The sequence below is a fragment of the Mycolicibacter senuensis genome, assembly GCF_002101885.1.
In the GTDB taxonomy this organism is placed as follows: Bacteria; Actinomycetota; Actinomycetes; order Mycobacteriales; family Mycobacteriaceae; genus Mycobacterium; species Mycobacterium senuense.
Genome location: NZ_LQPS01000039.1, coordinates 1 through 14117, shown reverse-complemented (window position 1 = coordinate 14117; position 14117 = coordinate 1). Strand labels below are relative to the sequence as shown.

12 protein-coding genes and 1 pseudogene are annotated in these 14117 nt (G+C 69.1%); 6 read left to right on the top strand and 7 right to left on the bottom strand.

Annotated features, from left to right (window positions below; genetic code table 11):
* Nucleotides 1-3 precede the first annotated feature (3 nt).
* Nucleotides 4-2904, bottom strand: coding sequence for an MMPL/RND family transporter (locus AWC24_RS12340; protein ID WP_085085300.1), 2901 nt, complete (start codon nucleotides 2902-2904; stop codon nucleotides 4-6).
* Complete coding sequence (locus AWC24_RS12335; protein WP_085085299.1) at nucleotides 2901-3326, bottom strand: MmpS family transport accessory protein; 426 nt, start codon at nucleotides 3324-3326, stop codon at nucleotides 2901-2903. The genes AWC24_RS12340 and AWC24_RS12335 overlap by 4 nt, the downstream gene beginning before the upstream one ends.
* A gap of 176 nt (nucleotides 3327-3502) precedes the next feature.
* Here AWC24_RS12335 and AWC24_RS12330 point away from each other — a divergent pair, with 176 nt between their 5' ends.
* Nucleotides 3503-4060, top strand: a complete 558-nt coding sequence (locus AWC24_RS12330) for a TetR/AcrR family transcriptional regulator (RefSeq protein ID WP_085085297.1) — start codon at nucleotides 3503-3505, stop codon at nucleotides 4058-4060.
* Between the two features lie 11 nt (nucleotides 4061-4071).
* Here the strand turns inward: AWC24_RS12330 and serS are convergent, their stop codons facing one another.
* Complete coding sequence (gene serS / locus AWC24_RS12325; RefSeq protein ID WP_085085295.1) at nucleotides 4072-5331, bottom strand: serine--tRNA ligase; 1260 nt, start codon at nucleotides 5329-5331, stop codon at nucleotides 4072-4074.
* 92 nt (nucleotides 5332-5423) lie between these two features.
* Here serS and AWC24_RS12320 point away from each other — a divergent pair, with 92 nt between their 5' ends.
* From AWC24_RS12320 to AWC24_RS12310, 3 genes are read left to right on the top strand one after another with little or no spacing between them, the layout of a single operon-like run.
* Nucleotides 5424-6533: a septum formation family protein gene (locus AWC24_RS12320; RefSeq protein WP_308494604.1), complete on the top strand. Its 1110-nt coding sequence runs from the start codon at nucleotides 5424-5426 to the stop codon at nucleotides 6531-6533.
* 8 nt (nucleotides 6534-6541) lie between these two features.
* Nucleotides 6542-6880, top strand: a complete 339-nt coding sequence (locus tag AWC24_RS12315) for a metallopeptidase family protein (protein ID WP_407663469.1) — start codon at nucleotides 6542-6544, stop codon at nucleotides 6878-6880.
* Nucleotides 6881-6939: 59 nt separating this feature from the next.
* Nucleotides 6940-7128, top strand: coding sequence for a hypothetical protein (locus AWC24_RS12310; protein WP_085085728.1), 189 nt, complete (start codon nucleotides 6940-6942; stop codon nucleotides 7126-7128).
* 13 nt (nucleotides 7129-7141) lie between these two features.
* On the opposite strand, the gene AWC24_RS12305 is transcribed toward AWC24_RS12310, so the two are convergent.
* Together AWC24_RS12305 and pheA are read right to left on the bottom strand one after the other, a co-directional pair.
* A complete protein-coding gene (locus tag AWC24_RS12305) occupies nucleotides 7142-7831 on the bottom strand; it encodes a histidine phosphatase family protein (RefSeq protein WP_085085289.1) in 690 nt (229 codons plus the stop codon).
* Nucleotides 7832-7848: 17 nt separating this feature from the next.
* A pseudogene (pheA, locus tag AWC24_RS12300) lies at nucleotides 7849-8691 on the bottom strand (prephenate dehydratase); the annotation flags it as partial.
* A gap of 136 nt (nucleotides 8692-8827) precedes the next feature.
* On the opposite strand from pheA, the gene AWC24_RS12295 reads away from it, so the two are divergent.
* Together AWC24_RS12295 and AWC24_RS12290 are read left to right on the top strand one after the other, a co-directional pair.
* Nucleotides 8828-9652: a DUF2470 domain-containing protein gene (locus AWC24_RS12295; protein ID WP_085085285.1), complete on the top strand. Its 825-nt coding sequence runs from the start codon at nucleotides 8828-8830 to the stop codon at nucleotides 9650-9652.
* Nucleotides 9653-9670: 18 nt separating this feature from the next.
* Nucleotides 9671-10423 (top strand): CPBP family intramembrane glutamic endopeptidase, encoded by a 753-nt coding sequence (locus AWC24_RS12290; protein WP_085085283.1) that lies wholly within the window; start codon nucleotides 9671-9673, stop codon nucleotides 10421-10423.
* Nucleotides 10424-10430: 7 nt separating this feature from the next.
* On the opposite strand, the gene AWC24_RS23350 is transcribed toward AWC24_RS12290, so the two are convergent.
* On the bottom strand, nucleotides 10431-12758 hold the full coding sequence (locus AWC24_RS23350) for a cellulase family glycosylhydrolase (protein ID WP_133055721.1): 2328 nt from the start codon (nucleotides 12756-12758) through the stop codon (nucleotides 10431-10433).
* Between the two features lie 125 nt (nucleotides 12759-12883).
* Complete coding sequence (locus AWC24_RS12280; protein ID WP_109560456.1) at nucleotides 12884-13645, bottom strand: DUF1275 family protein; 762 nt, start codon at nucleotides 13643-13645, stop codon at nucleotides 12884-12886.
* Nucleotides 13646-14117: the final 472 nt, after the last annotated feature.

Sequence of the window (14117 nt, the reverse complement as noted above, 5' to 3'; positions counted from 1 at the left end):
CGCTCACCAGCTCCGGTGCGACCCGCCGCCGGATCCCACCAGCGCCTCACCCGGATCACGTTGCAGCGGGGCGGGCCACGGTGACGGCGGCGGCCGCAGCCGCGGCACCTGCGGCCACCAGAACCACTTGCCGAGCAGCGTGGCGATCGCCGGCGTCATGAACGAGCGGATGATCAAAGTGTCGAGCAGCAGCCCCATTCCGATGGTGGTGCCGACCTGTCCGATCACCCGGAGTTCGCTCACCGCCATCGTCATCATGGTGAAGGCGAACACCAGTCCCGCGGCGGTCACCACCGACCCACTGCCCCCCATGGCCCGGATCATGCCGGTGTGCAGCCCGGCGTGCAGCTCCTCCCGCAGCCGGGACACCAGCAGCAGGTTGTAATCGGCGCCCACGGCCAACAGGATGATCACCGCCATGGCCAACACCATCCAGTGCACCGGCAGCCCGATGATGTGCTGCCACACCAACACCGACATACCGAAGGCACCGGCCAGCGAGACCACCACGGTGCCCACGATCACCAGCGCGGCCACCACGGCACGGGTGATGATCAGCATGATGATGAAGATCAGGCACAGTGCTGCGACTCCGGCGATCATCAGGTCGTAATTGGAGCCCTCCTGCATGTCCTTGAACATCGCGGCGGTACCGCCGACGTAGATCTTGGAGCCCTCCCACGGGGTGGTCTTGATCGCCTCCTTGGCGGCGAGCTTGATCGCGTCGATGTGCTCGATCCCGTCGGCGCTGAGCGGATCGCCCTCGTGGGTGATGACGAACCGCACCCCGTGACCGTTGGGCGGTATGAACATCTTCATGCCACGCTGGAATTCTTCGTTGTCGAAGATCTCCGGCGGCAGGTAGAACGAGTCGTCGTTGCGGGCCTTGTCGAAGGCCTCCCCCATCGCGGCGGGATCCCCCTGGGCTTCCTCCTGCTGCTTGGCCAGTGCGCTCTGGGTGGCGTAGGTGGACAGCATCATGGCCTTGGCGTTCTTCATCATCTGGATCATCGGCGGCATCAACGTGAGCATCTGCGGCAGTTGCGCGGCCATCGCATCCATGTCGGGAAGGATCCCCTTGAAGGCGTCGGTCATGGTGTCGACGCCGTCCATGGCGTCGAAGACCGACCGCAGCGCATAACAGACCGGGATGTCGAAACAGTGCGGTTCCCAGTAGAAATAGCTGCGCATCGGCCGGAAGAAGTCGTCGAAATTGGCGATGTCGTCGCGCAGCTCCTCGATGTCGGAGACCATCAGGTGCATCTTGCCGACCATGCGGCCCATGGTGGCGTTCATCTGCTCCATCAGCTCGATCATCTTCGTCATGACCTCGATCTGGCCCTGCATGTCCTCGGCCTGCGCCAGCATCTCGGCGGTGCGGTCCTCGTTGAACTTCCGCGTCATCTCCTGGCTCACCGACTGCATGCCGAGCAGGTAGCCGAACGTGGAGTGCTCCATCGGAATGCCCTGCGGCCGGGTGATGGACATGACCCGGGAGATGCCGGGCACGGCGGTGACGCGCTTGGCGATACGCTCGATGATCAAGAAGTCCGCCGAGTTGCGCACGTCGTGGTCGGTTTCGATCATCAGCATCTCGGGGTTCATCCGCGCCGAGGGGAAATGCCGGTCGGAGGCCAGGAAGCCCTGGTTGGCGGGCAGGTCGTCCGGCATGTAGGCGCGGTCGTTGTAACCCGGCTCGTAACCGGGCAGGGCGAGGATGCCGATCATGGCGGTCGCCGTGGCGGCGATCAGGATCGGCCCCGGCCAACGGCTCACGGCCGCACCGATTTTGCGCCAGCCCCGGCCCTGGCTGGCCCGCTTGGGTTCCAGCAGTGTGCCGAAGCGCCCGGCCACCGAGATGACCGCCGCCCCCATCGTCAGGGAGGTGACGACGACGACCGTCATGCCGATACCCAGTGGGATGCCCAACGACTGGAAGTACGGCAGCCGGGTGAAGTGCAGGCACATGGTGGCCCCCGCGATCGTCATCCCCGACCCGAGCACCACGTGCGCGGTGCTGCGAAACATGGTGTAGTAGGCGGCTTCCCGGTCTTCGCCCGCGCTGCGGGCCTCCTGGTACCTGCCGATCAGGAAAATCGCGTAGTCGGTGGCCGCCGCGATCGCCAACGTCACCAACAGGCTGGTCGCGAACGGCGAGAGCCCGATCAGGTTGTGGTAACCCAGCAGCGCGACGATGCCGCGGGCGGACATCAGCCCGGTCACCACCATCGACAGCGCCAGCAACACGGTGGTGATGGATCGGTAGACCAGCAGCATCATGGTGATGATCACCACGAACGTCAGCGATTCGATGACGTGCATGCTGCGGGTGCCGGCCTTGTCCTGGTCGGCCGCCAGCGCGGCGCCGCCGGTCACATAGGCGGTGACGCCCGGCGGCGCCGTCACGCTGTCGACGGCCTGCTGCACGGCCTTGACCGACTCATTGGCCAACGCCTCGCCCTGGTTGCCGGCGGTGTAGATCTGCACGTAGGCGGACTTGCCGTCCGGGCTCTGCGCCCCCGCGGCGGTCAGGCGGTCGCCCCAGAAGTCCTGAATGTGTTCGACGTGCGTGGTATCGGCCTTCAGCTTCTCGATGACCGCGTCGTAGTAGTGGTGGGCGTCGGCGCCCAGCGGCTCGTCGCCCTCGAGCACCAGCATGACCGAGCTGTTGGAGCTGAACTCCTCGAAGAGTTGGCCCTGACGTTTGACCGCGATCATCGACGGCGCCTCCTCAGGCGTCATCTGCACGGCGGCCGTCTCGGCGACCTGCTCTAGCTGCGGAACGGTCACGTTCGCCAGGACGATGATCCCGATCCAGCCGAGCATGATCGGGATGGCAAGGCGCCGAATCCATTTGGCGATCCGACCGCGCTCGGCGGCATGCGGGTTCGGCTGCGCGCTCATGCGGCTTTGACCAGACAGAAGGTCATGGCGCTGGCGCCGGTGGCGGTCCGTTCGTCCTTGAGTTCGTCGTCGATGCTGATGCGACACCCCAGCGTGAAGCCTTTGCCCTGCGCATACAGGTTGGGCGACACCGCCGACAACGTGGTGCTCAAGGTCACCGCCCACGGCAACACCGCGTCGTCGACGCGCTGTGGCCGGCTGTCGAGATCGAGGTAGCTGATGTCGGCGGTCGCACCGGGCTCACCGAAAACCTCGTAGGTGACGACTTTCGGGTTGTAGGGCTTGGTGTCGTCGACCTTGGTGCTGATGAGGGTGGGATTCTCACCCCCGAAGAAGGTCCGCAGTCGCAGCACGGTCAACGTGCCGAGCACCAGCACGACCACGATCAGCAGTGGCAGCCAACCGCGCTTCAGTGCTTGCATGGGGCGGGCTCCGCCGGCTCGTGGGCGTGTGGTTTCAGCATCGGCGACGCTCCCTTCCCCCGAAACTGCGGTTGCGTATGACCTAGGTGAAGTTATACGAACAGTAAAGTAGAATCAAGCGATCAGTTAGTTCAATTGGCCGGTGTGGCTCACTCTGGGTAGCCGGGAGGTACGCGGTGGCGAAGACGTTGGCTCCGCGCGGTTTCGCGCGAGACCGGGTGCTCGACGCGGCGCAGGCGCTGTTCGCCGAACACGGAGTCAGCGGCACGACCCTGCAGATGATCGCCGACCGACTGGGCGTCAACAAGTCGGCGGTGTACTACCAGTTCCACTCCAAGGACGACATCGTCGTCGCCGTCTTCCGTCCGGTGTTCGACGACATCGCCCGGGTCGTCAATATCGCCGAGGCGATCCAGTCCCGGGAGGTGCAGCGGGAGGCCACCATCAGCGGCCTCATCGAGTTGGCCGTCCGGCACCGCCGCACCACCGCCCTGGCCCACACCGACCCGGCCGTGGTGGGTGTGGTCGAGGCCATCGCGGAATTCCGGGATGCCTCCCGACGCCTGCAGGCAATCCTGGCCGGACCGGAGCCCGACCCGGCGACCCTCATCGCTATCGCCATGCTGGTTCCCGGCATCCTCGGGGCGGCCGCCGACCCCACCGTCGCCGAAGTCGCCAACGACGAGCTGCACCGGATGCTGCTGGACTGCTCGCGCCGGCTGTTCACCGGCTGAACCGAACGTCGCTAGCGCGCCGGCTCGAGCACCTCGGTGCCGACATAGGGCACCAGCGCCGCCGGCACCCGCACGCTGCCGTCGGGCTGCTGGTGGTTCTCCAGGATCGCCACCAGCCACCGGGTGGTGGCCAGCGTGCCGTTCAACGTCGCGGCCGTCTGCGGCTTGCCGTTGTCGTCGCGGTAGCGGGTGGCCAGCCGGCGCGCCTGGAAGGTGGTGCAGTTCGACGTCGAGGTCAGCTCCCGGTAGGTGCCCTGCGACGGCACCCAGGCCTCGCAGTCGAACTTGCGCGCGGCCGACGAGCCGAGGTCGCCGGCGGCGACGTCGATCACCCGGTAGGGCACCTCGATGCGGGCCAGCATCTCGCGCTGCCAGCCGAGCAGCCGATCATGTTCGGCCTCGGCCTCGGCAGGCCGGCAGTAGACGAACGCCTCCACCTTGTCGAACTGGTGCACCCGGATGATGCCGCGGACATCCTTGCCGTAGCTGCCGGCCTCCCGGCGGAAACACGACGACCACCCCGCGTAGCGCAGCGGCCCCCCGGACAGGTCCAGGATCTCGTCGGCGTGGTAGCCGGCCAGCGGCACCTCGGAGGTACCGACCAGATACAGATCGTCGGCCTCGAGCCGGTAGACCTCGTCGGCGTGCGCACCGAGAAACCCGGTGCCCGACATGATCTCGGGTCGCACCAGCGCGGGGGTGATCATCGGCGTGAACCCGTTGTCGACCGCCAGCCGCAACGCCAACTGCAGCAGGCCCAGCTGCAGCAGCGCCCCGGCGCCGGTCAGGAAGTAGAAGCGCGAGCCGGAGACCTTGGCGCCGCGGCCCATGTCGATCAAGCCCAGCGACTCGCCGAGTTCCAGGTGGTCCCGCGGGGTCTCGATCGCCGGCGCCTCCCCGACCACGTCGAGCACCGTGTAGTCGTCCACCCCGCCGGCCGGCACCCCGTCGATGACGACGTTGGGTATCGCCAGGTGGGCTCCGGTGAATGTCGCCGCCGCCTCGGCCTGGGCGGCTTCGGCGGCCTTGACCTGCTCGGCCAGCTCCTTGGCCCGGGCCAGCAGCACGGGACGCTCCTCGGGCGACGCCGCGCCGACCGACCGGCTGGCCGCCTTCTGTTCGGCGCGCATGGTGTCGGCCGCCGAGATCGCGGTGCGCCGTGCGGTGTCGGCGGCCAGCAGGGCATCCACCAGGGCCGGATCCTCGCCACGGCCCAGCTGGGAGCGGCGGACACGGTCGGGGTCTTCACGCAGCAGGGTCAGGTCGATCACGGCGCAACCCTACAACCAGGGCCGGCCCGGCCCGCGGCATCACTTTCGCATCATTTGTCACGCGCTGGTGCCTGCCTGTCAGAATGGACCGGATGTCGAAGGCAGCCGACCCGGAGAATCCACCCGCCAAGCGGGTGTCTTGGCTGCGCACGCTGCAGGCGGCCGCGACCCGCCGCGCCCTGTTGTTGACCGCGCTGGGCGGGCTGCTGATCGCGGGACTGGTCACCGTGGTTCCGGTGCTGGGCGAGGGGCCCGGCGGGCTGCTCGGCCACCTGGGCGCCGAGCCGCCATCCGGTGCGGGCGGCAAGGGCCCCGGGCCCGGACTGGGGATCGGTATCGGCAAGGGCAACGACGCGATCGACCGCGCGGTCGCCGGAGACTGCCTGAACTGGCCGGAGAACGACCTGGACGGCGCGACGGTGGTCAGCTGCGCCGACGAGCACAAGTTCGAGGTCGCCGGGCCGGTGGACATGAAGATGTTTCCCGGCGCCGAGTACGGCCCGGATGCTCCGCCGCCGTCCACCGCCCGCATCGAGCAGATCACCCAGGAGCAGTGCGAGTCCTCGGTGCGCCGCTACCTCGGCGCGAAGTTCGACCCGCACAGCAAGTTCGTCGCCAGCATGCTGTGGGCCGGCGAGCGGGCCTGGCGCCACCACGGTGAGCGCCGAATGCTGTGTGGCCTGCAGCTTCCCGGCGTGGGCGGCCAGCAGATCGCATTCACCGGCAAGGTCGCCGACATCGACCAGTCCAAGATCTGGCCGCCGGGCACCTGCCTGGGCATCGACCCGGGCACCAACCAGCCCAACGACGTTCCGGTGGACTGCGCCGCACCCCACACCAAAGAGGTGACCGGCACCGTCAATCTGGCCGAGCGGTTCCCCGACGCCCTGCCTCCCGAGCCCGAGCAGGACGCGTTCATCAAGGAGACCTGCACGCGGCTCACCGATGAGTACCTGGCGCCGGTGCAGTTGCGCGACACGACGCTGACGCTGACCTACGCCACCATCTCCTTGCCCAGCTGGTCGGCGGGCAGCCGCGAGGTGGCATGCAGCCTCGGCGCCACGCTGGGCAACGGCGGCTGGGCGGCCCTGATCAACAGTGCCCGCGGGCAGCTGCTGATCAACGGCCAGCCCCCGGTGCCGCCGCCGTCGATTCCCGCGGAGCGGCTCAACCAATTGCCCGCCGGTAGCCAGCCGCGGTGAGTGTGCAGATGGAACCGCGCCGGTTCGACGAACTGGTCTCCGACGCGCTGGATCTGATCCCCGCCCAGCTGGCCGCCGCCTTCGACAACGTCGTCATCCTGGTGGAGGGCCGCAACCCCGACGAACCCGACCTGCTCGGGCTCTACGAAGGGGTGGCGCTCACCGAGCGGGACTCCAGCTACGCCGGGTCGCTGCCGGACACCATCACGATCTACCGGGACGCGCTGCTGGAGATGTGCGGCTCCGACGACGAGGTCGTCGAGGAGGTACGGATCACGGTGATCCACGAGATCGCCCACCACTTCGGCATCGACGACGACCGGCTGCACGAACTCGGCTGGGGTTGAGCAACGCGGTCGCGGCGCGGCGGAACGATGTTGTCGGCATGCGGTGCTATGAACGACCCATGGTTGACCACTGCCGAGCCTGCCGGGCGGGGCTGGAGCACTGCCACGGCACGCTCATCCACCACGTACTGCACACCGCCGAGTGCACCGAGGACGGCTGTCCCGGCGAGTTGATGGCGCATTCGTTCGCACTCGACTGCGACGCCGTCGGCTGCCGCTGCGCGCAGGCGTACGCGATCGCGATCTGAGCGACGGCGCCGCTCAGCCCATCGGGTCGGTGTCGGAGCGCAGCGCGTCGCCGACCGGGTCCGCGTTGGGCTCGGGATAGAACGGCGGCGTGAGCGAGCCCCACTGCACGCAGCTCCACCGGCCGTCGGTGATCGGCGCCAGCACGACCGCCTCGGCGTTGTCGAGGTGGTGGTCCAGCGCGAAGCTGCGGTCCACACCCGCCAGGGTGGCCGCCGCCAGCCGGATCGCTGCGCCATGGCTGACCATGACGATGTCGCCGGTCCAGGCATCGTCGTCGAGGTAGCGCATCCGCAGTTCGGTCACGACCGGCAGATAACGGTCCAGCACCTGTTCGGCGGTCTCGCCGCCGGGCAGCGCGACCCCGGTCTCGCCGCAGTGCCAGCGCTGATAGATCGCGTTGAACTCGGCGATCGCGTCGTCGTCGCTGCGGTTCTCCAGATGACCGGCCTGCACCTCGTGGATGCCTTCGATGGCGCGGGCGGTCACGCCGAACGGTCCACTGATCTCCGCGGCGGTCTGGGCAGCGCGCAGCGCCACCGAATGGGTGATCAACGCCGGACGGTGCAGCCCGTTCCCGGCGAACGCCCGAGCCTGGTCGCGGCCCAGCGATGTCAGTTCGGACCCGGGCGGCCGGGTGTCGAGCCGACGGTCGACGTTGCCGTAGGACTGACCGTGCCGCAGCAGCACCAGCCGGCCGGTCATGTCGCCGCCTCCGGCCGGGCGGGCCAGGAGCCCAGGTACCGCACATCGGCGCAGCTGCCGCGCAGCGCGTTGAGCGCCGCGGCGACGGCGCCGTCCTCGATGTGCCCCACACAGTCCAGGAAGAACAGATAGGTACCCAGCTCGGTGCGGGTCGGGCGGGATTCGATCCGGGTCAGATCGATTCCGCGGCTGCCGAATTCGGTCAGCGCGGCAGCCAGCGCGCCCGGCGCGTTGTCCAGCCGCAGCACCACCGACGTCCGGTCGGCGCCGGTGCGCCGCGGCGGCGGCGCGGGCGTGCCCACCAGCACGAAGCGGGTCCGCGCGTTGGGCTCGTCGATGACGCCGTCGGCCAGCGCGATCAACCCGCGCTGCTGCGCAGCCAGCGCGGTGCTCACCCCGGCATCCGCTTCGCCGTCGCAGACCTGCTGCGCGGCAGCGGCGTTGGAGTTCGCCGGCACCACCTGGGCCTGCGGCAGATGCTCGGCCAGCCACCGTCGCACCTGGGGGCCGGCCACCGGGTGGGCGGCCACGGTGCGGATGTCGGCGGGCGACCGCCCCGGCGCAACCACGATCGAGAACGCGACATCGAGGGTGGTTTCGGCGAAGATCTGCAGCGGCGAACCGGTCGCGAGGCCGTCCAGGGTGGGCGTCACACCGCCCTCGATCGAGTTCTCGATCGGCACGCAGGCGTACTCGGTGGCGCCGGTACGCACCGCCTCCAGCGCGGCCGGCGTGGTCTCGGCCGGCACGGCGCGATGGTCTTCATGGCCACAGCCGGGAACCAGGCCGGCGCCGGTCAACGCGAGCAGCGCCGCTTCGGTGAAGGTCCCCGCCGGGCCGAGATAGCTGATGCGGGTCACCGCTCAACCCTATCGGCCGCGGCGGGTCGAGGAGGCCGCCCTGGCGCGGCGCGGGGGACCGGATTCCACCGAACGGTTGCGCCGGACCCGGTCGTTAATTAAGTTAGGCTTACCTCACTTACTGAAAGGGTGATCGATGGCCACCACCACAGCGGTAACCGTCCCGACGTCCGCGGAGCGGATCCGCAGCGCCTGTGTCCGTGGCCAGGCACTGCTGGCGATCGCCGACTCCGCCGACGCCGCGCCGGTCAACGCACCGGTGTGCCACCTGTTGCCGGACGGGTCCGTGGTGGTCGCGGTCCCGGTCGGCGATCCGGTCGCCGAGGCGGCCACCGCCGGGGTCGCGGCGATGCTGGAGCTGACCGACCACGCACCGCTGCGGCTGCGCGAACGGGTCCGCGCGCTGGCGTGGATCCGCGGCCGGCTGGTGGCGGTCCCCGAGGCCGAGATCCCCGCACTGCTCGACCAGATCGCTACGGTTAACCCCAATCCGGCGCTGCTGCAGGTGATCTCCCCGCGTTCGGCAGCCAGGACATCCGAGGTCCCGGCCCCCACGGAGGTCAGCTACTCGCTGCTGCGGCTCACGCCCGACTCGGCGGTGCTGGCCGATACGACCGGGGCCGAGTCGGTCGCCGTCGAAGAGCTGCTGGCGGCCCGCCCCGACCCGTTCTGCGCGATCGAGGCCCACTGGCTGCAACACCTGGATTCGGCGCACCCCGAACTGATCGCCCGGCTGGCCACCACCAAGCTGCCGCCGCAGTTGCGCCGCGGCCGGCCCCGCCCCCTCGCGGTGGACCGCTACGGGATGTGGCTGCGGGTCGAGGCCGCCGATGGTGACCACGACGTGCGCCTCAGTTTTCCGCGGCCGGTCGAGGACGTGCTTAGCCTGAACCGCGCGGTGCGCGCACTGATGGGCTGCCCGTTCCTCAACGGGCTGCAGCCCCGTCGTCAGTCGCGGTAGGGGTTATACCGTGTCGAGGTGACCGATCCGGCGGACCAGCGGCGCGCACTGCGCCTGGAGATCGTCTTGGTGCTGGCGGTCACCTTCGGGCTCAGCGCCGTCACCGCGATCCTGCAACTCGCCGACGCGGTGCTGCGTGATCTCAGCGCCCAGCGGATCCCGCTGAACCCGCGCCGGTCCTACTTCGACTTCATCGACCTGGGCCTCAACGCGGCCTGGGCCGCGCAATTGTTCGCCTGGGGCGCCCTGGCGCTGTACCTGCTGTGGCGCAGCGGCTTTCCACCCGGCCGGATCGGGCTGGACCGGTTGCCCCGCCGCAGGGACCTGGCCGGCGGCCTCGGCCTGGCCGCCCTGATCGGACTGCCCGGACTGGGCCTGTATCTGCTGGCCCGGACCCTGGGCCTCAACGCCGACGTCATCCCCGCGGCGGTCGACGACACCTGGTGGCGCGCCCCGATGCTGATCGTGATCGCCTTCGCCAACGGCTTCGCCGAAGAGGTGATCGTCGTCGGCTACCTGCTGACCCGGCTGCGGCAGCTGCGGGTGTCCCCGGCGGTGGCGCTGGCCGGTTCGGCGCTACTGCGCGGCGCCTACCACCTCTACCAGGGGTTCGGCGCGGGCCTGGGCAACATCGCGATGGGCCTGGTGTTCGGCTACGCCTGGCAGCGCACCGGCCGGCTGTGGCCGCTGGTGCTGGCCCACGGCCTGATCGACACCGTCGCCTTCGTCGGGTACTCGCTGTTCGCCGACCAGTTGGGTTGGCTGCGCTGATATCCCGCTACCCGGATGCGGCGGGGCTGACCGTGACGGTGATGGAGCCGGCGCCGGCGCCGGATTCGATCACCAGCACCGGGGCGTTGTTCGCCGAAACGACCTCGCCGCCGGTCACGCTGACCTGGTAGCCGTTCGGGAACTGGAGGGTCGGGATCGAGATCTGAGTCTCCGACCCGGCGGCGAAGCTGCCCGAGCCGTCGGCCATCGCCGTGGAGTAGCTGAACGAGAAGACCCCGCCTTCGAACGACCAGCTGTTCGGAATGCCGGCGATCACCTGCGGGTAGGGCTGAGCCAGCGTCGCCACCACGGCCTCGTCGACGTTGTCGCCGGCCGGCGGCAGGTTGGTGTCATGCACCAGCGACCCCGCCTCGTTGGTGTAGCCCCAGTAGAGCCACCCGAACTTGTGCGGGTCGATCGAGTTCAGCTGGCTGGCGATGGTGTCGAGATTGCGGGTCGCGCCGAACTCGGTGACCATTCCCGGGACGTCGTAGCGGTCGATGTAGTGCTGGGCGCCGCTCATCATCATCCCGTCCCACAGGGAGCAACCGAATGCGCTGCCACCGCCCAGGGCGTCGAAGATGCAGTAGTCGTGGAATGCGAACACGGTGTTGTCGTCGTCGACGGGGCCGACGTGGGTCACCGGGGTGGCGTTGCCGAACAGCACATTCGGCTCGTAGTACACCGTGGTGTTCGGGTCGACCGACCGGATCGCCGAGGTCATCTGGTCGTAGAAGGGGGTCAGCGTCTCGCGGTCGAAGTGCGCGTTGCCGAGGAAGCTGCCCAGCCACGGGGTGCCCGGCCACGGCTCGTTCATGATCTCGTAGCCGGCGACGCCCGGGGTACCGCCCAGGTAGTCGGCGGTGACCTGCCACATCCGCGCGTACTGGTTCAGCAGCCCGGCCCCGCCCACCTTCTCGTTGGCCCAGAAGGCATCCCAGGCCTGATTCTGCGCCGGGTTGAGCGCGTAGGCGAACGGGAACGGGTGACTGGTGTCGTTGTCGGCGGGGTTGAATATCGTCGCCCAGTCCGGCGCGCCGTGGCCACCGACCGGCATGCTGTAGAGGTCCTGGTGCATGTCGATGATGCTGACGATGCCGTGCGCCTTGAGCGTCTCGACGGTCTCCTTGACCGACGCCAGGTACTCGAGGTCGTACTGCCCGGGCTCCGGCTCGATCTGTTGCCAGTACACGCCCAGGCGCACCGCGGTGAAGCCGTTGGCGGCCAGGAACGCCGCATCGTCGTCGCCGAAGCCGTCGCCGCCGGGCGAGAACGGCGGCGACTTGTACACCTGGTTGACACCCTGCAGGATGACCACCCGGCCGTCGTGGTCGACGATCCACTTGCCGGCGGTGCCGAGTTCGGCCGGGCCTCGCTCCGGGGCGCCGTCCAGCGTGCCGAAGTTGCCGACCGCGCCGTGGGTGCCCAGCGCGCCGGCCACGCCGCCGGCCCCGCCCAGGCCGGGCAGGTCGCCCGGACCGTGGTAGACCCCGGTGCCGGCGTTCCCGCCGTCGCCGCCGCCGCCGAACCAGATCGAGCCGTTGCCACCGTCGCCACCGTTGCCGCCGAGATGGGTGCCGTCACCGCCGTCGCCACCGCTACCGCCGACGCCCAGCGCCCACCCTCGGCCTAAACCACCGTCGCCACCGGCACCGCCCACCAGTCCGTCGCCACCGGAGCCGCCGGCGCCACCGACACCCATGTACCAGCCGCCGGCCCCGCCGACACCACCGGCGCCACCCTCACCACCGGCGCCACCGGCGCCACCGTTGCCGAAGAACCCGGCCGCGCCACCAGCCCCACCGACGCCGTCGACCGCGGTGTTGTCCCAGCCGGCCCCGCCGTCACCGAACAACCAGCCCCCCGCGCCACCGGCGGCGGACTCCGCGGTGCCGGCCGTACCGTCGCCGATCATCAGGCCCAGCCCCAGCGCCCCGCTGAACTGGTTCAGCCCGTCGACGACCGGCGCCATCCAGGAGCTGCTGACCAAGTCGTCGATACCGGTGTACAGCGGGGTGTAAAACCAGTTGTGCAGCAACGCCGTGAGGTCCGGGGCGAACAGGCTCGGCTCCGCCGCTGCCGCGCCGGGCAGCAAGTCGTCCCAGTTCGCCTGCCCGAGGAACGCCTCCCAGGACGCCGGGTTGAACACCGCGGTCCAGTCCGTGCCGCCGGTGGTCGCGTCGACGAACGGCGCCAACGCGAGGTCGAACACGTCGTCGAACCCCTCGGCGGCGGCCACCGGTGCCGCGGCCAACGGTGTCGCCCCGAATGCCAGCACCGCCCCCACTGCCGTACTCAGGGCGACGACACGAGGAGTCCGCTTCGACCTGGGCACGCGAGTCATCCTGGGGTAGACCTCTTTCCGCGACAGTGGCCGAACTGACGCGTTCAACATAACAAGTTGATGGGAATACCGCTAACGCCACCTGAGAAAACGTGGGGTCCGGGTTGGGGTGCGACTCATTGGAACAGCTGACGACGGTCGGCGTAAAAATAGGTGTATACGGTGGTCAGCGCGCAGATCAGGCTGGCGATCGCCAGCATGTAGGTACCGCCGGCGACCATACCGATAGCCCCACCGATCCCGGCGCCGAGCACGAAAGACCCGAACAGCAGAAAGTAGCCCAGCCAGGCGGTGATCTCGTCTACCCCGAGGAGATGCCGCGCGATGCCCTGGCCCATCTTCACCAGGGTGCCGGTCACATAACTCAGCGGGATCGACACCTCGCCCTTCTTGTCGATGAAGGTCGCGTTCAACGCGCCGATGCCGAACGTCATCAAGATGATCGGGAAGAACGGCAGCGGAAGCTCCGGTCCGCCGAGCAGGAAGCCGTCCAGCAGCGTGGCGAGTACCAGCGCCAAGGTGGTCAATACGGTGGTGGAATGCGGTCGGGTCGGCCAGAAGTAGCGCCGGCACAGCGTCGCGCTGACCACGCCGGCCACGAACGCCACCAGCAGCAACGCCGCCGAGAGCGCGAGCCAGGGCGATGACGCGGCCCAGTCGTCCTCGGCGTAGTAGCCCATCACCGCGCGCTGCGCGTTGCCGGTCATGAAGGTGACGAAGTAGCCGGCGGAATGGGTGAACGCCGTAGCGCCCAGCAGGCCTGCCAGACCGGCAAGAACCCAGGACAGTTTCGTCTCGCTGTCATACAGCTTGCGAATGCGTAGTTTGCCGGCGCCGCGCGACTCGGTGCGTTGCTCGCCAGCGCTTTCGTCGGGCACCAGGGTGTTCCTTCCATCCATCTCGGATCAGTTCACTGCCGTAACGGTCGGCCTGGAACGGCCGTCACCACCGGAGGCGGAATCATCTCCGGGTCCAGCAGGAATCGGGAAGGATCGACACACCGGGCTCGATGCCGATCCGTTTCAGCTCGCGGTCCTTCCATGGTCGGCGGGCTGCCGTCGCTCCGGGTCGGCTCGACGTTTGTTGTGTTGGTAAAACCATCGTCGCGGCGCGCACGGGTCGTCGCCAATGGTGTTTGTCTCCCATTCGGGGGCGATTTTTTCGTGTAGACGCCACACCACGGCACGAGCCGCGGCGCGGATCCTGAGTGCGTAGATTGGCCAGGTGAACGGCGATCGCAGACCCGGCGGACCGGGGCGGTCCTGGGAGCGGCAGCCGCCGCCCCCACCACCCCGCGAGCCCCCGCCGCTGCTGCACCGCCATCCGCCGCCCCGCCGCGCGGTACCCCAG

Bases quoted from the DNA above. Each gene is read 5' to 3' on its own strand.
- AWC24_RS12310 (WP_085085728.1), top strand. From the start codon at position 6,940: ATGGTTGACCACTGCCGAGCCTGCCGGGCGGGGCTGGAGCACTGCCAC.
- AWC24_RS12335 (WP_085085299.1), bottom strand. From the start codon at position 3,326: ATGCAAGCACTGAAGCGCGGTTGGCTGCCACTGCTGATCGTGGTCGTG.
- AWC24_RS12320 (WP_308494604.1), top strand. From the start codon at position 5,424: ATGTCGAAGGCAGCCGACCCGGAGAATCCACCCGCCAAGCGGGTGTCT.
- AWC24_RS12315 (WP_407663469.1), top strand. From the start codon at position 6,542: ATGGAACCGCGCCGGTTCGACGAACTGGTCTCCGACGCGCTGGATCTG.
- AWC24_RS12305 (WP_085085289.1), bottom strand. From the start codon at position 7,831: ATGACCGGCCGGCTGGTGCTGCTGCGGCACGGTCAGTCCTACGGCAAC.
- AWC24_RS12295 (WP_085085285.1), top strand. From the start codon at position 8,828: ATGGCCACCACCACAGCGGTAACCGTCCCGACGTCCGCGGAGCGGATC.
- AWC24_RS12340 (WP_085085300.1), bottom strand. From the start codon at position 2,904: ATGAGCGCGCAGCCGAACCCGCATGCCGCCGAGCGCGGTCGGATCGCC.